Origin of the sequence: Algoriphagus terrigena DSM 22685 (genome assembly GCF_000429445.1) — a bacterium.
Classification (GTDB): Bacteria; Bacteroidota; Bacteroidia; order Cytophagales; family Cyclobacteriaceae; genus Algoriphagus; species Algoriphagus terrigena.
Genome location: NZ_AUBW01000003.1, coordinates 375,741 through 397,063, shown reverse-complemented (window position 1 = coordinate 397,063; position 21,323 = coordinate 375,741). Strand labels below are relative to the sequence as shown.

At 48.5% G+C, this 21,323-nt stretch carries 19 protein-coding genes; 12 read left to right on the top strand and 7 right to left on the bottom strand.

Annotated elements, in window-relative coordinates; translation table 11 throughout:
* Positions 1-94 precede the first annotated feature (94 nt).
* A complete protein-coding gene (locus G459_RS0101690; RefSeq protein WP_026966081.1) occupies positions 95-847 on the top strand; it encodes a polyprenol monophosphomannose synthase in 753 nt (250 codons plus the stop codon).
* Here the strand turns inward: G459_RS0101690 and G459_RS0101685 are convergent.
* Complete coding sequence (locus G459_RS0101685) at positions 825-2,042, bottom strand: ABC transporter permease (protein WP_026966080.1); 1,218 nt, start codon at positions 2,040-2,042, stop codon at positions 825-827. The two genes, G459_RS0101690 and G459_RS0101685, sit on opposite strands and share 23 nt — an antisense overlap.
* Before the next feature lie 40 nt (positions 2,043-2,082).
* Between G459_RS0101685 and G459_RS0101680 the strand changes: the two genes are divergently transcribed.
* The 9 genes from G459_RS0101680 to G459_RS0101640 all read left to right on the top strand — a co-directional run bounded on the left by G459_RS0101680 (position 2,083) and on the right by G459_RS0101640 (position 10,166).
* Entirely contained in the window at positions 2,083-3,264 is a 1,182-nt protein-coding gene (locus tag G459_RS0101680; protein WP_026966079.1) for an exo-beta-N-acetylmuramidase NamZ family protein, read from the top strand.
* A 105-nt stretch (positions 3,265-3,369) separates the two neighbouring features.
* Positions 3,370-3,717 (top strand): type II toxin-antitoxin system RelE/ParE family toxin, encoded by a 348-nt coding sequence (locus tag G459_RS0101675; RefSeq protein ID WP_026966078.1) that lies wholly within the window; start codon positions 3,370-3,372, stop codon positions 3,715-3,717.
* Between the two features lie 9 nt (positions 3,718-3,726).
* The gene (locus G459_RS0101670; RefSeq protein WP_026966077.1) at positions 3,727-4,017 is read left to right on the top strand and encodes a helix-turn-helix transcriptional regulator; all 291 of its coding nucleotides are present in this window, start codon (positions 3,727-3,729) and stop codon (positions 4,015-4,017) included.
* Positions 4,018-4,123: 106 nt separating this feature from the next.
* Positions 4,124-5,065, top strand: coding sequence for a methionyl-tRNA formyltransferase (fmt, locus tag G459_RS0101665; RefSeq protein WP_026966076.1), 942 nt, complete (start codon positions 4,124-4,126; stop codon positions 5,063-5,065).
* A 113-nt stretch (positions 5,066-5,178) separates the two neighbouring features.
* Entirely contained in the window at positions 5,179-6,036 is an 858-nt protein-coding gene (locus G459_RS0101660; protein WP_026966075.1) for a DUF4412 domain-containing protein, read from the top strand.
* A gap of 182 nt (positions 6,037-6,218) precedes the next feature.
* Entirely contained in the window at positions 6,219-6,722 is a 504-nt protein-coding gene (locus G459_RS0101655) for a dihydrofolate reductase (RefSeq protein WP_026966074.1), read from the top strand.
* A complete protein-coding gene (locus G459_RS0101650) occupies positions 6,719-7,504 on the top strand; it encodes an SDR family oxidoreductase (RefSeq protein ID WP_026966073.1) in 786 nt (261 codons plus the stop codon). The genes G459_RS0101655 and G459_RS0101650 overlap by 4 nt, the downstream gene beginning before the upstream one ends.
* Before the next feature lie 13 nt (positions 7,505-7,517).
* Positions 7,518-8,774, top strand: a complete 1,257-nt coding sequence (locus tag G459_RS0101645; protein ID WP_026966072.1) for a competence/damage-inducible protein A — start codon at positions 7,518-7,520, stop codon at positions 8,772-8,774.
* An 87-nt stretch (positions 8,775-8,861) separates the two neighbouring features.
* Positions 8,862-10,166, top strand: a complete 1,305-nt coding sequence (locus G459_RS0101640; RefSeq protein WP_026966071.1) for a dihydrolipoamide acetyltransferase family protein — start codon at positions 8,862-8,864, stop codon at positions 10,164-10,166.
* Positions 10,167-10,204: 38 nt separating this feature from the next.
* On the opposite strand, the gene G459_RS0101635 is transcribed toward G459_RS0101640, so the two are convergent.
* From G459_RS0101635 to G459_RS0101615, 5 genes are all read right to left on the bottom strand, one after another.
* A complete protein-coding gene (locus tag G459_RS0101635) occupies positions 10,205-13,057 on the bottom strand; it encodes a PAS domain-containing hybrid sensor histidine kinase/response regulator (protein ID WP_035454858.1) in 2,853 nt (950 codons plus the stop codon).
* Positions 13,057-14,070, bottom strand: coding sequence for a hypothetical protein (locus G459_RS26605; RefSeq protein WP_157373253.1), 1,014 nt, complete (start codon positions 14,068-14,070; stop codon positions 13,057-13,059). Before G459_RS26605 ends, G459_RS0101635 begins: the two co-directional genes overlap by 1 nt.
* Before the next feature lie 23 nt (positions 14,071-14,093).
* On the bottom strand, positions 14,094-14,333 hold the full coding sequence (locus G459_RS0101625; protein WP_026966069.1) for a hypothetical protein: 240 nt from the start codon (positions 14,331-14,333) through the stop codon (positions 14,094-14,096).
* Entirely contained in the window at positions 14,330-14,749 is a 420-nt protein-coding gene (locus G459_RS0101620; RefSeq protein ID WP_026966068.1) for an OsmC family protein, read from the bottom strand. Before G459_RS0101620 ends, G459_RS0101625 begins: the two co-directional genes overlap by 4 nt.
* A 159-nt stretch (positions 14,750-14,908) precedes the next feature.
* Positions 14,909-18,286 (bottom strand): methylmalonyl-CoA mutase family protein, encoded by a 3,378-nt coding sequence (locus G459_RS0101615; RefSeq protein WP_026966067.1) that lies wholly within the window; start codon positions 18,284-18,286, stop codon positions 14,909-14,911.
* Positions 18,287-18,447: 161 nt separating this feature from the next.
* Here G459_RS0101615 and G459_RS0101610 point away from each other — a divergent pair, with 161 nt between their 5' ends.
* Positions 18,448-19,791, top strand: a complete 1,344-nt coding sequence (locus G459_RS0101610; protein WP_026966066.1) for a sugar porter family MFS transporter — start codon at positions 18,448-18,450, stop codon at positions 19,789-19,791.
* Positions 19,784-20,659, top strand: coding sequence for a carbohydrate kinase family protein (locus G459_RS0101605; RefSeq protein WP_026966065.1), 876 nt, complete (start codon positions 19,784-19,786; stop codon positions 20,657-20,659). Before G459_RS0101610 ends, G459_RS0101605 begins: the two co-directional genes overlap by 8 nt.
* Before the next feature lie 99 nt (positions 20,660-20,758).
* On the opposite strand, the gene G459_RS0101600 is transcribed toward G459_RS0101605, so the two are convergent.
* Positions 20,759-21,226: a SixA phosphatase family protein gene (locus G459_RS0101600; protein ID WP_035454856.1), complete on the bottom strand. Its 468-nt coding sequence runs from the start codon at positions 21,224-21,226 to the stop codon at positions 20,759-20,761.
* Between the last annotated feature and the right edge of the window lie 97 nt (positions 21,227-21,323).

Sequence of the window (21,323 nt, the reverse complement as noted above, 5' to 3'; positions counted from 1 at the left end):
GATTTTTTCGTAAAACTAGCTTTTAAGCAAAATTCACAACGGCCATTCTTCAAAAAATCCGCCTTAAACCTTACTTTTAGCCTTTGATAGCACTATGACCCACCGAAAACTCGTCATCATCCCAACCTACAATGAGCTGGAAAATATCCGCGACATGGTACGGGCGGTGATGGAGTTGAGCGGTAATTTTGAGCTGTTGGTCATCGACGACGGCTCGCCAGACGGCACCGGAGCTATCGTCAAATCCCTCCAACAGGCTTATCCTGACCGACTTCACCTGATGGAGCGGACCGGAAAACTTGGTCTTGGCACCGCCTATATCGCCGGGTTCAAGTGGGCTCTAGACCGATCCTACGACTTTATCTTTGAGATGGACTGCGATTTTTCCCACGACCCAAAGGATTTAGTCCGACTCTACGAGGCGGTGAAGGGAAGAGATTACGACTTGGCTATTGGATCCCGATACATCACCGGAGTTAACGTGGTGAATTGGCCGATCGGACGGGTTTTGATGTCCTATTTCGCCAGCGTCTATGTCAATTTTATCACCGGTCTGCCAGTCAAGGACGCCACGGCGGGCTTCAAATGCTACCACAGAAGTGTGTTGGATGGAATTAGATTGAAGGAAGTGAAATTCATTGGCTACGCCTTTCAGATCGAGATGAAATTCACGGCCTGGAAGTTGGGATTCAAGATTATCGAGGTTCCGATTATCTTCACCGACCGTACAAAGGGAGCATCCAAGATGAGTTCCGGGATCTTCAAAGAAGCGGTTTTGGGGGTAATCTGGATGAAGATCAAGAGCATCTTTTCTCCCTACCGACTCAATCGAACCGAATCGATTTGATCGGGTCAATCCTGGAGATCACCATCACCGGAATCCACAACACCAAGGAAGTCAAGAGCGCGATCCCGACATTTAATGCTAAAAAGACCGGCCAGTTCCATTCAATCGGCACATAGCTCATGTAATAACTGGCCGCATCGAGTGGCACCAGCCTGAACTGATATTGCAAAAAGCCGATCCCGATTCCGATCAAGTTTCCCAAGATCAAGCCTCTCCCCAGAATCTTCATGCCGTTCCAGAAAAATATTTTCCGAATTTGATTATTTCTGGCGCCCATAGCCTTCAGCAATCCGATCATCTGCGTCCGCTCCATGATGAGGATAAATAGGATTGCACCCATGTTGAAGATCGCCACAAAGCCGATGAGGGAAACAAATACCACTACATTAGTATCCAACAAAGTCAACCAGTCAAAGATCTCCAAAAACCTGTCTCGGCTATTGACCAGCTTGAGATTGAGATCCATTTGGTCTTCGATGAGGGGAAAATAGGTCTCCGTCTTCTTCGGATCATCCACGAAAATCTCCAAGCCGCCCACCTGGTCTTGAGTCCAGCCGTTAAGGTTTCGGATCGTCTGAAGTTCCCCCACCACGATCTTTTCGTCAAAGTTTTCGAGATAAGTCTCGAAGATTCCCACGACCTCTACCCTTCTGAACCGCGGAGGATTTTGCACGAAGTACATGGTGACCTTATCTCCAACTTCCAGCGTCAGTTTATTTGCGATCAAGCTGCTGAGCATCACCTCATTGCTCACACCAGAATCCGGCACATGAAGCATCCTGCCCTCCACGAGATACTCCGAAAAAGCCAGGGTGTCAAAGTCCTTCCCCACTCCCTTCATCAGAATCCCTTCCACTTCATCGTCACCCTTGAGCAGTGCTGCTTTGTGGGCAAAAGACTGGATCCGGGTCAGAAAATTGAGTTTCTCCGAGTTTTGGATGAATTCCGAATTGAGCGAAAAAGGAGCTTCTTCGAAGGCATTGCTCATCTGAAACCGCTGAACTTGGTAGTGGCCCGTAAAGCCAAAAACCCGCTCGGAAACAGTGTCCTGAAATCCGCCCAACACCATAAAAGCCAAGATCGACACACCCAGTCCCAAGGCCAGGCTTCCAACGGCTATCCGGTGGATAGTCCCCGAAAACCCTCCGGCCTGCTTGAAACTGATTCTTTTGGCAATGAAATAGGAAAGGTTCAAGGGCTTGTATTAATTTGTCTGGAAATCCCCGCAAAATAGCATGAAGCAAACGAAAAATTCATTCCTGATTTACTTTTTGGCGTTTTCACTTACCCTTTGTTCGGCTCAGTTTAGCTTTTCTCAGCAGCCCATTCTGACCGGTGCAGAACAGTCCGAACTTTACCTTCCGCTTTTGGAGGGGAAAAAAGTTGGGGTTGTCGGCAACCAAACCAGCATCATGCCCCAATCAGCCAACAAGCATGTGGTGGATTTTCTTTTGGAGAAAGGCATTCAAGTCAAGAAGGTTTTCGTTCCGGAACATGGATTCCGCGGCACAGCAGACGCCGGCGAAAAAGTGGACAACAGCATTGATCAAAAGACGGGAATTCCCATCGTTTCCCTTTATGGAAACAACAAGAAGCCAAGTGCCGCCCAGATCGCCGATCTGGATGTGGTGATCTTTGACCTTCAAGATGTCGGAACGCGATTTTACACCTATATCAGCACCATGCATTATGTGATGGAAGCTTGTGCCGAGCAGGGGAAAAAGGTCATCATCTTTGACCGGCCCAATCCGAACGGCGCCTATATCGACGGGCCGATGTTGAAACCCGGCTTCGAATCCTTTGTCGGAATGCACAACATCCCGATTGTCCACGGGCTGACAGTCGGCGAACTCGCACAAATGATCAACGGGGAAAAATGGCTCAAAGGCGGTTTGACGGTAGATTTGGAAGTGATTCCCGTAGCCAACTGGACGCACTCGATGCCTTACAATCTTCCGGTGAAGCCATCTCCGAATCTTCCAAGCGATCTCTCGATCAAGCTCTACCCGAGCACCTGTCTATTTGAAGGCACGGTTGTTTCGCTCGGACGCGGCACCTATTTTCCTTTTCAGGTGTATGGTTATCCTGACCCAAAATTTGGCGACTTCACCTTTACACCCGTCAGCATAGACGGCATGTCCAAGACTCCACCGCTTCAAGACGAACTCTGCTACGGTGTGGATCTGAGAGGAGAATCGATGGACCATCACTTTACGCTTAAATACCTGCTTGACGCCTATGGCAAGTCAGGCATGAAAGAGAAGTTTTTTAACAACTATTTCAATACGCTGGTCGGCACCGACGAGCTAAAAAAGCAGATCTTGACCGGAAAAAGCGAGGCTGAAATTCGGGAAAGCTGGAAGGCTGGATTGGATGCGTACAAAACGAAAAGAGATAAATATCTGATTTACAAGTGATTTGAAAATCTAAAATTCATCTGGGCTAACGTGTTTTTTATTTTTAAACAAAACCCGATCTATCTTCAAATCAATTTTTGTTACTTTTAAGTTACATTTGTCAAAATGGAAAAGATCCGAGAGGTAGTAGTTTACAAAGACTATTTTGAAGTCTTTGTAAAAAATCAACCAGAGAAGGTTCAGAATAAGATCTTTAAGGTGATCGAAGCAATTGAAACTTTAGAAAGGATTCCTGAAACCTACCTAAAGGCCATTAAAACTAAAAAAGGATTATTTGAAGCAAGGATTCAACTTGGTTCAAACATCTGGAGGGTGTTTTGCTTTTTTGACAAAGGCAGATTAGTAATTCTGTTAAACGGATTTCAGAAAAAATCACAAAAAACTCCAGTCAAGGAAATCGAAAAAGCTTCAAAGTTAATGGATGAGTATTTCGAAGAAAATAAAATCAAATAACGGGAAATTATGAGCACTAAATCGTGGAGTACTATCAAGGACGAGATCTATGGAGAAAAGGGAACTCCCAGAAGAGACGGGTTAGATCGGGATTTTGAGTCGTTCAAAATTGGCTTGATGTTAAAAAAGGTCCGTGAAGAGAAAAAGATGACCCAAGAACAACTTGCAGATTTGGTTGATAAAAATAGAGCTTATATCTCAAGAATCGAGAATAACGGCAGCAATCTGACTCTGAAAACACTCTATGAAATCGTGGAAAAAGGATTGGGCGGAAAGGTTAAAATCTCTATTGAGTTTTAAGAATCTAACAAACTTGTATAAAATACAACGAATATAGAAAGTCGATTACGAAGTGTTTAATAAACACGAGATTAGGATTGACGTAATATCGCACATCGAACACTGAATGTTGAATACTGAAGTAAAAGGAAAAAACCTCCGAATCATCTACATGGGCACGCCGGAATTTGCCGTGCCTGCACTTGAAAAACTCGTCGAAAACGGATGGAATGTCGTCGGCGTCATCACCGCACCTGACAAGCCTCAGGGCCGAGGGCAGAAATTGGTCGGTTCGCCCGTCAAAGAAGCGGCAGAGAAACTCGGCCTGCACATCCTCCAGCCAACTAACCTGAAAAGCCCGGAATTCCAGCAGGAGCTTCGAGAACTCAAGGCCGATCTCCAGATCGTCGTTGCCTTTCGGATGCTTCCCGAAGCGGTTTGGAATATGCCGCCTTTGGGCACATTCAACCTCCACGCTTCCTTACTTCCCAACTATCGCGGTGCCGCCCCGATCAATTGGGCCATCATCAACGGAGAAACCGAGACCGGAGTCACGACATTTTTTCTAAAGCATGAGATCGACACCGGGAGTATCATTTTCCAGGAAAAAGTCCCTATCCTCGCGGAAGACGACCTCGGCTCAGTGTATGAAAAACTGATGACCATCGGCGCTGAGCTAGTAGTTAAAACGGTCGAGGCAATCTCTACGAACGAAGTCAATCCGAGCGTACAGGACGAGTCCAAAGCCCTCCACCATGCCCCGAAGATCTTCAAAGAAACAGGCAAGATTGACTGGACAAACTCAGCTGAGTCAATCCACAATCTGATCCGCGGATTGTCCCCCTATCCTGCCGCCTGGACGGAATTTCAGGGTAAGAGCTGCAAGATCTTCAAGTCGGGATTTTCAGACAGGAACATGTCCGAAAAACAACCCGGAGAATGGCAGTCAGACGGGAAAACGTTTTTGAAATTTCAGACAGGATCCGGCACCTTGGAAGTGCTCGAACTCCAACTAGAGGGCAAAAAACGAATGGCTATCCAAGATCTGCTCAGAGGCATGAAGCTGTGAGCCAGTGAGCGGTTTGCAATGAACAGGTTGTAAGCTGCAAACTGAATGCTGTCAACTCTTTTTTATCCGGCTCATTTTTAGGAAATTGAGTCGAATTTTTAACTTACTAGATCATGAAAAAATCAATCTTAAGTATCCTGGTTGTTGCTGGGTCGCTGTCCATTTTTCCGGCTCAGGCCCAGCTTTTAAAAAAAATCCAAAACGCAGCTGCGCAGGGTGTGGAAAATGCCACCACCAACAGAGCCAAACAATCTTCCGAAAAAGCCACCAACAACGCGATAGACGGCCTATTGGGAGGCATGATGACGCCAGCGCCGACCGAGAGTACCTATGAGTTTAGCGGCTACATGGTAATGGAAGTGACGAGTGTCGACAAAAAAGGAAAATCGGAGGATCCGATGAGGATAAAGTATCTCCTCTCGGACGACACCCAGTTCATGGGAATGGCCTTTGCAGACCCAAAACAACCCGATATGACGACCACGTCGATCATGGACTCCAAAAACCAGGCAATGGTAATCCTGCTGGAAGACAAGGGCAAAAAATCAAGTATGGCCATGAAGATGGACTACGACAAAGTACAGGGAATGGTAGATGACGAAGCGGTAGATCAGATGGAACAGCCTGACTACAGCATCACCAAGACTGGGAATTCAAAAACGATACTTGGCTATCATTGCGAAGAATATCTTGTCAAGACAGAAGATGGAGATGGCAACTATTGGGTGACGGAAAAGCCAATTGAGGGGTTTTCAATGTTTTCACCCCAAAGTAACCCGATGGTCTCCAGCAAAACGATCGAACGCTACTCCTCGATGTTTTCCAGTGCGCCAAAGGGCAGCTTCATGGAGATGATCTTCACGGACAAGGAAGGTGCCGTCACCGATATGAAAGTCGTAGAACTGGAGACGAGTAGTTCGCAAAAATTTCAAATGTCCGACTATCCCAACATGATGGCAGACTCCAACTAATAATCGATCAGCAAAAGGGTAGTTTTCTACCCTTTTTCATTTTTTACTTTCCAAAGACTGGTAACTTCAAGGCAAACTTTGAAGCCCTGTGAAAATCGAGCACTACAAAATACATCACTTGAAAAGAGGATTTCCAATCCAGCGAGATTCCATCTGGCCTTTAGAAATCAAATCATAACCAGATGAAAATCATCCTCATCGCCGCCAAAGCAAAAAACAACGTCATTGGCAAAGACAATCAACTGATCTGGAAGCTGTCCGCTGACCTCAAGCGTTTTAAGAATCTGACTTCCGGACATTATATCCTGATGGGGAGAAAAACCTTTCAGTCACTCGGAAAGCCCCTTCCAAACCGTACTCACATCATCATCACGAGAAACCCTGACTTCCAGGCCCCCACCGGGCATTTTGCCTTCTCGTCGGTGGAAGACGCCTTTATTTTTTGCAACAAAGCCGGAATCGACGAGTTGTACATCATCGGCGGCGGGCAGATCTATGCCGAGACAGTCAATCTCTGCGATCGGCTGGAAATCACTGACGTGGACGCAGAACCAGAGGGCGACGCCTTTTTCCCTGAGATTGACCTAGCTATTTGGGAAGAAACAGGGAGAGAAGATCATCCCGCAGACGAGAAAAACGAGTATCCTTTTTCCTTTGTGACTTACGAAAAAATAACCAAATCATGACAAAACCGGTCATCTGGATCACAGGGGCATCATCCGGTATCGGAGAAGCTTCCGCAAAGGAATTTTCAAAGCGGGGGTATAGTGTGATCATTTCGGCGAGGAAAGAACAAGAACTGAACCGGGTCAAGTCTGAGTGTGCCGATCCATCGGCGGTTCGGGTTTTACCGCTTGATCTGACGGAGATTCAGACTTTTGACGCAAAAGTCCAGCAAGCGATTGGCCTTTTTGGACAGGTGGATCTCATGCTTCACAACGGCGGAATCAGTCAGCGCTCCTTGATCAGGGAAACGGGTCTGGATGTGGATCGCAAGCTGATGGAAGTGAATTTCTTCGGGACCGTTGCTTTGACCAAAGCGCTCCTTCCTCATTTTATCTCCAGAAAAACCGGACAGTTTGGAGTGATCAGTTCACTGGTTGGTATCATCGGCTCTCCCTTCCGCTCCTCGTACGCCGCATCTAAGCATGCGCTGCATGGGTTTTTCGACACGCTGCGAGCCGAGCATTACAAGGATCACATCGCCGTGACGATGATCTGTCCAGGCTTCATCCGCACCAATGTTTCAGTGAACGCTATCACGGCCGATGGGTCGACATTGGGAGAGATGGACGACGCACAGGCCAACGGCATGAGTCCGGAGGCTTGCGCCAAAGAGATCTTCTCAGCCATGACGCGAAAAAAAGAAGAAGTCTATATCGGAGGAAAAGAAACCTTGGCACTTTACATCAAGCGCTTCTTTCCCACCGTTCTTTCAAAAATTATCAGAAAAGCCAAAGTCAGATAAACCCAAACCGGGAATGAAACTCATCAAAGCAGAAATCATTGCCATCGGAGATGAATTGCTCTATGGACAGATCGTGGACACCAACTCCCACTGGATCAGCCAGGAGCTTGACTTGGTAGGCGTCAAAGTCGTCCGGAAAACCACCGTGGGCGACAACCGGACCGATATCTTAACCGCATTCGCCGAAGCTGAAAAACGGGCGGACTTAATCCTGATCACCGGTGGACTCGGCCCGACTCAGGACGATCTCACCAAGCCACTTTTGGCAGAATATTTTAGCTGCGGCATCGTCGAAGTGCCGGAGGCGGTAGAGGCCGTGACGGCTTTTTTCAAGCAGAGAGGGAGAGAAATAACCCCGCTCAACATCTTACAGGGCCACCTCCCCTCCTGCTGTACCTACGTACCCAACGAAGTTGGGACGGCGCCTGGGATGTGGTTTGAGAAAAACGGCACCTATTGGATGTCTATGCCCGGAGTCCCACATGAGATGAAAAAACTCATGAAGGACTTTGTCCTGCCGAAATTGCCCTCGCTTTTCACACTTCCTGTGATCTATCACAAGGTCCTCAAAACCGTGGGAATCGGCGAAAGCTGGCTCGCAGATCTGATCAGAGACTGGGAAAATGCGTTGCCAGAGCATATCCGACTGGCCTACCTGCCTTCTCTGGGGCAAGTTAGACTAAGGCTGACTGCATTCGGATCGGATCGGGAAAAGCTGGAGTCAGAGGTCGCCAAACAGATCGCGCTGGTATTACCGCAGATCAGCAACTACGTATATGGCTACGATGATGAAACCCTCGAATCCGCGATTGGAATTCTTTTGAAGAACTCAGGGAAAACTTTAGCTTTGGCCGAAAGCTGCTCCGGAGGCTACGTATCGCATCTGGTGACCAGTATTCCCGGAAGCTCTGCCTATTTTAACGGATCGGTGGTTCCCTATCACAATCAGTTTAAGCAGGACATCCTCGGCGTCACTGCCGAAACACTGAAGGCTCATGGTGCGGTGAGTGAGGAGACAGTCCGTGAGATGGCTGCCGGAGTGAGAAAACTGTTCGGGTCGGATTACGGACTTTCTACCAGCGGGATCGCTGGTCCGGACGGTGGATCAGCAGAGAAGCCAGTCGGCACGGTCTGGATTGCCTGCGCAGGTGAAGGCTTTTCTGAAGCAAAAAAACTGCAATTGGGCCAAGACCGGTTGCTGAATATTCAAATAACCGCCGTTGCTGTTTTGAATTTGCTAAGGATTTGCTTCATTCAGAATAACAAATAAAATTTTACAATCAAGGTTTGGGTAGGAGTTCAAGAAAATTTAATTTTAAAACTTGAATTTAAACCCAATTAAATTACTTCAATCGCTATGGCAAGTGTAGAGATGCTGATGCCCAAAATGGGTGAAAGTATTATAGAAGGTACGATCCTCACCTGGCTGAAGAAGGAAGGTGATCTCATCGAGCCGGATGAGTCTGTGCTAGAAGTCGCTACCGACAAGGTCGACACGGAGGTTCCCGCCACACATGGTGGAGTTTTGAAAAAGATCCTTGCCAAGGAAGGTGACATCGTCGCCGTGGGAGCTCCCATCGCTGTCATCGAAACTGTATCAGAGAACGGAGTGGCCAACACCTCTCCGACGAAGGCTCCTGAATCTCAAAAAGAAGAACTGGTCGCGGCAGCTCCGGCAAACACGGCCTCGATTCTGGCTGAGCCCGTCTCAGCTCAGGAGATAGTGTCTGAAGATGGGAGATTTTACTCTCCTTTGGTTAAAAACATCGCTAAGGAAGAAGGAATCTCCATGGCTGAGCTTTCCAAAATTCCTGGCAGCGGGAAGGAAAACCGCGTCACGAAGGAAGACATGCTTGCCTATCTCAAAACCCGGCATCATACTCCCATACCAGTCTCGACTCCTAAAGTCACTCCATCCATTTCCCAGCCGAAAGTCCAGTTGAGCATCTCCGCTACGGATGAAATCATCGAGATGGACAGGATGAGAAAGATGATCGCCCAGCGGATGGTGGACTCTAAGCGAATTTCGGCTCACGTCACCTCCTTTGTGGAAGCTGACATGACCAACATTGTGCTATGGAGAGAGAAAAACAAATCGGCCTATAGAGAAAAATATGGCGAAGGCATCACCTTCACGCCATTTTTCATCGAAGCCATCGCCCGGGCAATCCATGATTTTCCGATGATCAATATCTCGGTAGAAGGTGATAAGATCATCAAAAAGAAAGACATCAACGTCGGTATGGCAGTGGCCCTCCCATCCGGCAATCTCATTGTCCCGGTCATCCGAAATGTCGACCAATTGAACTTGGTGGGCATTTCCAAAAAAGTAAACGACCTAGCCAATCGCGCTAGAAACAACAAGCTGGTGGCCGATGATCTAGCCGGAGGAACTTATACCGTCTCCAACGTGGGCTCATTCGGAAACGTGATGGGAACTCCCATTATTCCTCAGCCTCAGGTAGCGATCATGGCCGTCGGTGCCATCGTGAAGAAACCCGCAGTCGTAGAGACCCCAACTGGCGATGTGATCGCCATCCGTCACAAGATGTTCCTCTCCCATTCCTACGATCACCGTGTGGTCGACGGAGCACTTGGAGGGATGTTTGTACGGAGGGTGGCGGACTATCTGGAAGAGTTTGATCTTCACACCAGTCTATAAAAAAAGAGAAGGCTCCGATTTGGAGCCTTCTCTTTTTTTCAACCCATCCGTTCTCTTACTTTTCGGTAGTAGAACTCCAGTTTGTCCGCCAGCAAGGCCAGGCGGATCGGCTTGGTGAGGTAGTCATTCATCCCCGATTCCAGTGCTCTTTTCTGATCCTCCTCAAAAACGTTGGCCGAGAGGCCAATGATCACCAGATTGTCTCTCCCTTCGATCTTCCGAATCTCCCGGGTGGCCTCCAATCCATTCATGACTGGCATCTGCACGTCCATCAGAATGACGTCGAATTCTTGGTTTTTAGCCTTCTCGACTGCCTCAGCACCATTTTGGGCCACCTCAAACTGAAACCCGAGCTGTTGAAACATCAAGGTCATCAGCTGCAGGTTGAGATCGTTGTCTTCGGCCAAAAGTATCCGCAGTGGAAACTCCGTCCCCATCTCCCGGATATCTTTCCAGGTCAATTCCTTGCGTTCTACAGGAGCAATGTCCTGTTCGACTTTCTTGACAATCACGGAAAAACTGAATACAGACCCCACGCCCAGTTCGCTCTCAATCTCGAGTTGTCCGCCCATCAGTTCGACGATTTTTTTAGCAATCGCCAGGCCTAAGCCTGTACCTTGATAGGCCCGTGTATTGGAGCTTTCTACCTGATAAAACGGGTCCGTCAGGCGATCTACGTGCTCTTGTGGAATACCGATTCCGGTATCAGAGATACTAAATGAAAGCATGGAGAGGTAATCATCGACAGAATTGACGTCCATCTTCACGCCCACGGTTCCGTGCTCCGGAGTAAACTTGATGGCATTCCCCACCAAGTTCATCAGTACTTGGTTGATTTTCCCCTTGTCCCCCTCCAGCACGACAGCCTCAAATCCGCTATAGGAGACTTTCAGCTTGATCTTCTTCTTGACTGCCAGCCCTGAAAGAATCTTGATCTGATCTTCTAACTCGTCCACCGGCTTGAAAGCGACGGGATGAATCTCGATTTTGCCTGATTCGATCTTGGAATAGTCAAGAATGTCACGAATGATATTCAAAAGCGAATTGCCAGAGTTCTTGATGATCTCGACATATTGCTTTTGGATCCTGTTGAGGTTGGTGCTTTCCAGCAGGTCAATGATCCCAAGCAATCCGTTCATCGGAGTTCGGATCTCATGGCTCATGTTGGCTAAAAATTCCGACTTGGCGCGGCTGGCCTGATCTGCGGCATTCATCGCTTCCACAAGACCCTTTTCCCAGATTTTTTGCACCGTGATATCCTTGGAGATGGACATGATCTGGTTTTGGTCGAGCGGAAAAAAACGCATCTCGTAGTGCTTTTCACCCGTCGGGCTCTTCCAGACTACATCGATCGTCTGGATGCTGTTGGTCTTCTTAGCCCGATTGAATACGCGCAGGATATCTTCAGCCTGATCTTGAGGCACCGATTCAGGAAGGGATTTGCCCAGGGAAAGATGGCTGGCATCCAAGTGACTTTTCTTATCCTGCACGTGATAATCCAGCACGATGCCATCGTTGTCATAGATGAATATCGTGTCCGGAATATTACTGATCAGGGTTCGGAGGCGGTTTTCGCTATGGAGGATGTCCTGACGGGCCAAAAACTGCGAGGTAATATCCGTGCCGATCCCCATGCCACCGGAGAACCTCCCCAGCTCATCAAAGAGCAACTTTTCGAAGACCTTCACTCTGATTTTCTCTCCGCTGGGCTTGACAAAATCATATTCGAGCTCCACCAGATACTTTCCTTCCATCAGCGCCTTAATAGTTTCCTCCTTGACCATATTGGCCGCCGGATGTACAGAATCTACCTTGAAAGCTTCGAAAAACTCCTGCTTGGAATGGCCCAATACATCTTCCACCTCATCGGACACCTTGGTGATTTCCCCCCGGTAGTCGTGGAAAAAGACGAACCCTTTGATCTCCTGCAAAAGCAAATTCTGCTGGTCAAATAACCGAGAGATCTCGTTCAGGTTTTCCTCCTGGATCTTGATCGAGTCTACATTTCCTTTTAGCGAAATAATGAAAAAGGCCACGGTACCTATCAAAAGGACGACTGTGCCAACAAATAGAAAAAGATACGTACTGTAAATCCCGGAGGTCAGTCCCTCCGTGGGAACAAAGAAGACCAGGGAAGCAAGTCTATCAGAGTTGGCGTAGGAAAATGGATACTGAACCAAGATTCCCGAAAACTCTTCTTCCCCTTTCTTCCCACTGATCTCATAGTAACCCTTGAGCCCAAGGCCAACGTCCGCCTTGATCCGTTCAAAATCGCCCTCGTCAAGAGAAATTGTCCCTTGATTCGCTCTCTGACCGATCGAAATCAACTTGGACTCACGCAAAAGAAATTTTTCTCCCCCGGGATCCAAGTAAAAATTGGTGACATATTCCTTGCTGTACCCTTCTATATCCAGGGTGTAGAGAATTCTAAATCCAGCTTTGCCGGTCACCAAGAGTTGATCATTGCCTACTTTGCTAGGGAATGACCCCAAATGTCTTTTCCGTACAAAATTATTAGTCTCGGACATCTTAAACACGATGGTGGAATCCACCATATCTACCAGCACGGAGTCCAGCATGCCAGGAAAGCTCATAAAAGTCCTCCTTGCAGTCACTGTAAGGTCTCCTCTAAAGTCCTCATCATCCAGATCCGGATCCTCAAGAAAAGACACCAGCGTCTTGGACTCTTCCTCGAAGCGGTTTATCTCGATCTCCAAGCCCCGCGCAGCGAGCTCAGTTTGGTTGACCAAAAACTCCTTCCGTGAGTCGACTTGAGAAAAATAAATCGCATTAAAAAAACTAAATCCCAGAGCGATCACCAGCACCACCAGCAAGCTTCCTACGACGGAAATGAGCCAAAAATTAGAGCGGCCTATCAGCGTTCTTGCCATCAGTAATTGGGAAAAACCTCTATAAGAAACCAATTTATCTCGTTGAACTGAAGACAAATCGCCTGTTGTAAATTGGCCTCTTCCCTAAATCTAAACTCGCTTTTCTTCTCCAGCAGGAATTGCTGAGCCATCACCCTTACTTCCAAGCTTTTACTATTGAAAAGATTGAAATCAGAAACCCGAAAAAAGTCGGAATTGACTGTCTCACGATAGACGTGGTTTTTCAAGGGAGGCATACTCAACGATTCAATTGCTTCGGTCTTACCAGCGACTATGTCCCCCTTGGAATTGACCAGGATGAACTCACCCTCCAGCGCGTCTAGGTATCTCTGGACCAGATCGCTCACAGTATAGTCGACGCCCAACACGGCGAAAAGCTCATCTCCATCGTAGATCGGATGCAAAAGCGAAAGTATCCAGCCCTTTCCCGCCGGGTCGACATAGGCATCCTGGATCCACACCAAACCCTTTGATGGATTATGGGCCAAGTCTGCTTCATAGTAAAAATTGAACTTGGTCACGTCGATTTCCGGATCTATTATGTTTCTGGCATCATAGGCTGGATATACCCGGCTGACCTGCATTGCCGAGTTGGAATAAATCTGGGCGGCTCGGGGATTGTTCGCAATGAAGGAAGAAAACATGCCGTCCATAAGATTGGTCAACACGACTTCCTGTTCGGCCTTTTGCCGATCGGGAGTTGAATTAAGAATAATAATCGAACTAAGCGAGGAATCCTGTTCCGGCAAGTTGGTAGAGATCGCACCGTCAAACTTGTACGGGCTCGGAGCAGCACTGGCGAGAATGGAGTCTTTCTTTGAAAGGATGTATTCGTAGTAATGAGCCACCGTGTCCAGTTGCTCCGCCATGGCAGCGCCCTGGCCCTCCATTTCATTGATCAAATCTCTTATCTTCTGGAAATCTGCCTCAGGAATTTTCTCCTCCGAAGCACCACAACCCACTAAAAATACAATCGCTGCAAGAATAAAAGGGCTTCTCCCACAAAGGCGCATAACTCAATCCTGTTTCAGGGAAATTAGAGATTTTCCAACTGCGAACGAAAGGATTTGCCCATTTCATCAAATCTCGCCTTCACTTTTTCAAAAAAATCTCCTCCCAGAAAGGAATCCAGCTCTTTTTCCTCTAAAACATCCATCTCACTGAGCTTAAAAGTCTGCTCCATCGGGCCAAGCTCAAACTTGAGGATATACTTATTGTTCCAGGAGAAAATGCTGATCCGCACTTCCTCCCGGGTCAATTCTTTGACAACTCTCATTCGGGCTTTTTAACTTCTGATTTGAACGTAATATTGGACTTCAGCGAGGATGCGACCGAGCAGTACTTTTCTACAGAGAGAGCCACCACCTTGGCAAACTCCTCTTCGGTAGCATTAGGGGACACAAGGACAAAAGTCAACTCGATATCCGTGAAATACGCCGGTACGCCGTCATTCCGGACTCCTTCCACACTTACATAAAAATCGACAATTTCTCTTCGCTTCTTTTTCATCATCAGCACCGCATCTACCGAAGCGCAGCTTCCCAATGCAGAAAGGAGCAAATCCATTGGGGATTGAGCGTGCTTGTGCTCAGGATCATACATGTCGATGTTGACAAGGTTGCCCTGCAAATTGCGGGCTTCATATTCCAGATCCGCTTTCATGCGAACGGTGACGTTTCTCTTATTTGCCATTTTGATTTACGATATACGATTTACGAAGTACGAGGCCATTTCAACTGTCCAAGCTTGATCGGTTTAGTCGAGTTCTGAAATTCCGTACTTTCGGTTTTTAAATATTAGTTACGTGAGTAATTTTCAAATTTTACAATGTTCCAGTTTTCCAATCCCACATCACATATTCCTGCGATACTGCCCTCCCACTTCGTAGAGCGCATGTGTGATCTGTCCCAGTGAACAAAACTTGGATGCCTCCATGAGTTTCGCGAAGACGTTTTCGTTCTTGACAGCCGCAACTTGCAGCTCCATCAGCAGCTCATGTTCCAAACCCTCATACGTCTTCTGTAAGTTCCTCAAGGTTTGAATTTGCGCCTCCTTTTCGTCTTGGTTTGCGCGAATCACTTCGCCTGGAGTCACTGTCGGTGATCCTTCGGAAGAAAGAAAGGTGTTCACGCCGATGATCGGGAATTCGCCCGTGTGCTTGAGCATTTCATAATGCAGGCTTTCCTCCTGGATTTTTCCACGCTGATACATCGTCTCCATCGCGCCCAACACGCCTCCTCGTTCGGTGATTCGGTCAAACTCCACATAGACCGCTTCCTCCACGAGGTCTGTCAATTCCTCGATAATAAACGCGCCCTGTAGTGGGTTTTCGTTTTTGGTCAACCCCAGTTCCTTGTTGATAATCAGCTGGATAGCCATCGCGCGTCTTACCGACGCTTCAGTCGGTGTGGTGATCGCTTCGTCGTAGGCGTTGGTGTGCAGCGAGTTGCAATTGTCATAGATCGCATACAGCGCCTGAAGGGTGGTGCGGATATCGTTGAAGTCAATCTCCTGTGCGTGGAGCGAGCGACCTGAAGTCTGGATGTGATATTTCAGCATCTGAGACCGCTCATTGGCACCGTACTTCAACTTCATAGCTTTGGCCCAGATTCTTCTCGCCACCCGGCCGATGACCGCATATTCCGGATCAATTCCATTGGAGAAAAAGAAGGACAGATTTGGCGCAAAGTCGTTGACGTTCATCCCGCGGGACACGTAGTATTCCACGTAAGTGAAGCCGTTGGAAAGTGTCAGCGCAAGCTGCGTGATCGGATTGGCTCCGGCCTCTGCGATGTGATATCCAGAGATGGACACCGAATAGAAGTTCCGGACATTCTGCTCAATAAAATATTGCTGCACATCTCCCATCAATCTCAGGGAAAACTCGGTGGAAAAGATGCAGGTGTTTTGTGCCTGATCTTCCTTTAGTATATCGGCCTGCACCGTGCCCCTTACTTTGGAGACGGTATCCGCTTTTATCTTTTCATAGACTTCCTTTGGCAAAACTTGATCACCCGTCACGCCCAAAAGCATCAAGCCCAGGCCATCATTTCCCTCGGGAACGACGCCGTTATAAACAGGTCTTTTCAGCCCTTTCTTCCTATAGATCGCATCGATCTTTGCCTGAACTTCGCTTTCCAAGCCGTTGGCTTTGATGTAAACCTCGCACTGCTGGTCGATCGCTGCATTCATGAAAAAGGCCGTCATCGTAGCCGCAGGGCCGTTGATCGTCATCGAGACGGAGGTCATCGGATCTACGAGATTGAAGCCGGAATAGAGCTTTTTGGCATCATCCAGGCAGCAGACGTTCACGCCGGAGTTGCCGATCTTGCCATAGATATCAGGTCTATAGTCCGGGTCTTCCCCGTACAACGTCACCGAATCGAAGGCAGTTGAAAGGCGCTTTGCGAGCATTCCCGCCGAAACATAGTGAAAACGCTTGTTTGTCCTCTCAGGGCTGCCTTCACCAGCAAACATCCGGGTAGGATCTTCCCCCTCTCTTTTGAAAGGAAAAACTCCAGCCGTGTATGGAAATTGGCCCGGCACATTTTCGCGCAAGCCCCATTTCAGCAGTTCGCCCCAAGCTTCATACTTTGGCAAAGCCACTTTTGAAATCCTGGAATTGGAAAGCGATGAGGAATAAGTCTTGATCTTGATTTCCTTGTCTCTGACCTTGAATACATAGAAGTCTTCCCCGTATTTGGCGGCTTCGGCAGGCCATTCCTCCAGCCATTTCTTGTTTTTCGGATCCAGACTTAACTCTACCTGGGCGCAAACCTCCTGAAGTTCTTTAGCCAGGCGATCACTGTCAGCCACCTTGGCAGCCTTGATTGTCTCGATTGACTTATTGATGCTGTAGAGCTGCTGGGCGATTTCCTTCTGCTCTTCGACCCATTTGTCGTAGTTGCGGTTATTCTCGGTGATCTCACTTAGGTAGCGCGTACGTGCCGGCGGAATGATGTAGATCTTCTCAGACGTACCGGCCGTCAGTTCAAAGCTGCTTTCCCAGCCTTGAAACTTCTCGCTTACCTTGCCGATGACCGCCCGATAGAGCTGGTTCATCCCGGGATCGTTAAACTGCGAAGCGATCGTACCGAAGACCGGGATCTTGTCGTCCTCGATATCCCACAGGTTGTGGTTGCGCTTGAATTGCTTCTTCACGTCGCGGATCGCATCCAAAGCCCCACGCTTGTCAAACTTGTTGAGAGCGATCACATCCGCAAAGTCCAGCATGTCAATCTTCTCCAACTGGGAAGCCGCGCCATACTCCGGGGTCATCACGTAAAGTGACAAATCCGAATGCTCGATAATCTCGGTATCGGACTGCCCGATCCCCGAAGTCTCGAGGATAATCATGTCAAATCCAGCGGCTTTCACCGTATCGACGGCATCCTGCACGTACTTGGAGAGCGCCAAGTTCGACTGTCGTGTAGCCAAAGAGCGCATGAATACGCGGGGATGATGGATGGAATTCATGCGAATCCGATCTCCCAAAAGTGCTCCACCTGTTTTTCGCTTGGATGGATCTACCGATATGATTGCCAGAGTTTTATCTTCAAAATCAAGAATAAATCTTCTGACCAATTCATCGACAAGCGAAGACTTCCCCGCTCCTCCCGTCCCGGTGATTCCCAAGACTGGAGTCGTAGCGGCGCTGCTTTCCTTTCTGACGGACTCTAAAAGTACTTTTGAGTTGTCCGGAAAGTTTTCAAAAGCTGAAATGGCTCTGGCGACATGCTCTTTGTGCTCCTTTACCAGCGTAAATCCCTCCGGCAATTCGTCGCCTATCGGAAAGTCGCAGCGCTGCACCAAGTCGTTGATCATGCCTTGAAGCCCCATAGCCCGTCCATCATCCGGCGCATAGATGCGGGTGATGCCGTAGCCTTGCAGCTCCTTGATTTCCTCAGGAAGGATGGTTCCCCCACCCCCGCCGAAGATCTTGATGTGCCCGGCTCCTTTTTCGCCAAGCAGATCATACATGTACTTGAAAAACTCCACGTGACCGCCTTGGTAGGACGTGATCGCAATCGCCTGCACATCTTCCTGAATCGCGCAGTCGACGATCTCCTGTACGGATCTATTGTGCCCGAGGTGGATTACCTCGCAGCCCGTAGACTGGATGATCCGCCGCATGATGTTGATCGCTGCATCGTGCCCGTCAAAAAGGGACGCCGCGGTGACGATTCGAATGTGGTTTTTGGGTTTGTATATCTCAGTCGCAGTAGCCATGAGTTGGGTTTATATTTTCTTGCCTGGGAAATTCCTGACGGAATAATAGCCGGTCAGGCATCAGTTTCTGTGCCCGCGAATATAAGAAAATTAAGCCGAGCGGGGTTTTGAATTGTGATCCTTCTCCTTAGTTTAGTAGCAGATTCGACCCAAAATACTCCATGTCCTCCAATCGTTACGCCTTTTTTGTTTCCATTACAGCCGCTTTGGGCGGCTTTTTATTTGGCTTTGATACAGCTGTCATCTCGGGTGCCGAAAGGGACATCCAGCAGGTCTGGCAGCTCAGCGATTGGATGCACGGACTGGCGATCGCCTCTGCACTCTACGGTACTGTAATCGGAGCGTTGTTCGGTGGTATTCCGGCAGATAAATGGGGAAGGAAAAAAGCCTTGCTTTGGATTGGCGTGTTCTATCTTGTGTCGGCAGTCGGCTCAGGGATAGCTTGGGATTTTACCTCCTTCACCTTTTTTAGGTTTCTGGGAGGATTGGGAGTCGGAGCTTCTTCAGTCGTGGCGCCGATGTATATCTCAGAGATCGCACCTGCCAAAAATCGGGGCCTGTTGGTCGCCCTGTACCAGTTCAACATTGTCTTCGGCATCGTGATGGCTTACCTCTCCAACTACCTGATCGGGACGGCAGGAATCGCCGAAGATTGGAGATGGATGCTGGGAGTCGAGGGGATTCCGGCGCTGATCTATAGCGTGATGATCTTCAGAATCCCGGAAAGTCCGCGCTGGCTGATTTCCAAATTCAACGACCAGGTGAAAGCCCGGGAGATCCTGACCCGAACCGATCCTGACGGAGTAGATGAGGCAATTCGGTTGGCCATCGAGGAAGAAAAGAGCATGAAGCAGAAGTCCGGATTTGGAGTTTTGTTTAGCCCGAGGTTCTTTTCAAGTACGATGCTGGCGGTGATGTTTGCTTTTTTCAACCAAGTCTCGGGAATCAACGCCATCATCTATTTTGCGCCAAGGATCTTCGAAATGGCAGGTATTTCTTCGGAAAATGCCCTGATTTCTACCATCGGCATCGGCCTGATCAACCTGTTTGCGACCTTCTTTGGCTTGTACCTGATTGACCGGCTAGGTCGCAAAATCCTCATGTACATCGGTTCCTGCGGCTACATCATCTCCCTCGCCTTGATGGCTTACAATTTCCTCGGACCGGGCATTCCCGCCTTCTGGTTGCCGATCTTCGTCTTCGGCTTTATCGCTTCCCATGCGGTCGGCCAGGGTGCCGTCATCTGGGTTTTCATCTCCGAGATGTTTCCCAACGAACTCCGCGCCTACGGGCAATCGCTGGGTTCTTTCACCCACTGGATCCTCGCCGCTGTCATCGCGAATGTTTTCCCGTTCTTTGCCAACAGCTTTGGGCCGGGGTATATCTTCGCATTCTTCTGCGCGATGATGGTCTGGCAGCTTCTCTGGGTGACGTTCAAGATGCCGGAGACCAAAGGAAGATCTCTGGAGGAAATTCAAAAAGACTTACACAAAAGCCATGCGTGATCACGTCGTAATATTTGGGGAAATGCTTTGGGATTGCCTGCCCTCAGGTCCGGTGGCCGGTGGTGCGCCCATGAATGTCGCCCTCAATCTGCACCAGCTTGGGCTGAATTCCAGGTTAATCTCAGCCGTGGGACGGGACGAAGACGGTGAGAAACTTCTAGGATTCCTCGGTGATTTTGGCCTCCCTCTGGATCTGATCCAGACGAAAGAAGATCACGAAACCTCCAAGGTTCTAGTGGATACCTCCGATCCGGAAAACATCAAATACACCATCGTGTCTCCTGTGGCCTGGGACTTTGTCACTTGGAATGAGTCGATGGACAAAGCCGTAGAAGAAGCCGATGCCTTTGTATTTGGCACCCTAGGCGTACGAAATGCGGAAAGCTTGAAGACACTTATCAAGCTGCTCCACCATCCCACCCTGAGGATTTTTGACGCAAACCTCCGTCCTCCCTTTTATGATTTTGAGGTGATCGAGACGCTGCTTGGCTTTGCAGATATCCTGAAGATCAATGAAGACGAACTGGAGATTTTTGCAGACTACTTCCAGACCGAAGCCACGATCGAAGACCTCTGCTTCTACCTCGACCAACATTACCCAATGGAGATCATCTGCGTGACCCGCGGATCCAAGGGGGCATTGATTTATCAGAAAGGAAAGATGTTTGATCATCCCGGCTATGTGGTGCAGGTGCAGGACTCGATCGGAGCAGGAGACGCCTTCTTAAGCGGGTTTATCAAGACCTATTTGGAAGAGAAATCACCGGAAGACATTCTGGATTTCGCATGCAAGATCGGTGCTTTTGTAGCGACTAAGCAAGGAGGAACCCCAAGGTATTCAGAGGCGGATATTGAAGGACTTGGGTGAGTCAGTAAAGTTGGCAATATTCAGTGTGCAGTTGGCAGTCTGTCAACTGAACTCTGCCTACTGATCACTGCAAACTGCCAAAACCGCCTACTGGACCCGTCACTCCAACACCTCCTTCAAAGTCCCCGTCCCGAGTCCGATCATCGACCAGTCAGTGATTTCCAGTTCGACGATGGCCATCATTCCGGGCTTCAGGCCCAGGTAACTTTCGTGGGTCAGATGCGAAAGCAATAGACTGATCGTCGGATTGTGCCCGATCAACATGCAGGAATTAGCTTCTCTGGGCGTATGCTCGAGCAGTCTCATCAAAGAGTCCAAGTTACCTTCATAGATCTCCCGCGTGTATTCGGCGTCTCCGATCTCCACATAGGATTTGATAATCTCGGCAGTCTCTCTCGTGCGCGTGGCAGCCGAGCAATGCAAAAAGTCAACCTTCATCTCACCGGCTTTCAGGATTCCGCCGAGGCGGTTCAGATTCTCTTTTCCCAAGGGGGTCAGCTGCCGCTGAAAGTCCACTCCGTCCGAAAAGCCGGCCTCACCATGCCTTAGAAGAATTAAATATTTCATTACGAAATCGTTTTTGCCAGATATCCAGTGTCGTAAACCTCAAAAACCCATCCAAACCTAAAGGCTTCATTTTTTTATTATTTGGAGGAGAAGACTA

Coding starts and splice junctions, on each gene's coding strand:
- G459_RS0101690 (WP_026966081.1), top strand. CDS start 95: ATGACCCACCGAAAACTCGTCATCATCCCAACCTACAATGAGCTGGAA.
- G459_RS0101680 (WP_026966079.1), top strand. CDS start 2,083: ATGAAGCAAACGAAAAATTCATTCCTGATTTACTTTTTGGCGTTTTCA.
- G459_RS0101675 (WP_026966078.1), top strand. CDS start 3,370: ATGGAAAAGATCCGAGAGGTAGTAGTTTACAAAGACTATTTTGAAGTC.
- G459_RS0101670 (WP_026966077.1), top strand. CDS start 3,727: ATGAGCACTAAATCGTGGAGTACTATCAAGGACGAGATCTATGGAGAA.
- fmt (WP_026966076.1), top strand. CDS start 4,124: ATGTTGAATACTGAAGTAAAAGGAAAAAACCTCCGAATCATCTACATG.
- G459_RS0101660 (WP_026966075.1), top strand. CDS start 5,179: ATGAAAAAATCAATCTTAAGTATCCTGGTTGTTGCTGGGTCGCTGTCC.
- G459_RS0101655 (WP_026966074.1), top strand. CDS start 6,219: ATGAAAATCATCCTCATCGCCGCCAAAGCAAAAAACAACGTCATTGGC.
- G459_RS0101650 (WP_026966073.1), top strand. CDS start 6,719: ATGACAAAACCGGTCATCTGGATCACAGGGGCATCATCCGGTATCGGA.
- G459_RS0101645 (WP_026966072.1), top strand. CDS start 7,518: ATGAAACTCATCAAAGCAGAAATCATTGCCATCGGAGATGAATTGCTC.
- G459_RS0101640 (WP_026966071.1), top strand. CDS start 8,862: ATGGCAAGTGTAGAGATGCTGATGCCCAAAATGGGTGAAAGTATTATA.
- G459_RS0101635 (WP_035454858.1), bottom strand. CDS start 13,057: ATGGCAAGAACGCTGATAGGCCGCTCTAATTTTTGGCTCATTTCCGTC.
- G459_RS26605 (WP_157373253.1), bottom strand. CDS start 14,070: ATGCGCCTTTGTGGGAGAAGCCCTTTTATTCTTGCAGCGATTGTATTT.
- G459_RS0101625 (WP_026966069.1), bottom strand. CDS start 14,333: ATGAGAGTTGTCAAAGAATTGACCCGGGAGGAAGTGCGGATCAGCATT.
- G459_RS0101620 (WP_026966068.1), bottom strand. CDS start 14,749: ATGGCAAATAAGAGAAACGTCACCGTTCGCATGAAAGCGGATCTGGAA.
- G459_RS0101615 (WP_026966067.1), bottom strand. CDS start 18,286: ATGGCTACTGCGACTGAGATATACAAACCCAAAAACCACATTCGAATC.
- G459_RS0101610 (WP_026966066.1), top strand. CDS start 18,448: ATGTCCTCCAATCGTTACGCCTTTTTTGTTTCCATTACAGCCGCTTTG.
- G459_RS0101605 (WP_026966065.1), top strand. CDS start 19,784: ATGCGTGATCACGTCGTAATATTTGGGGAAATGCTTTGGGATTGCCTG.
- G459_RS0101600 (WP_035454856.1), bottom strand. CDS start 21,226: ATGAAATATTTAATTCTTCTAAGGCATGGTGAGGCCGGCTTTTCGGAC.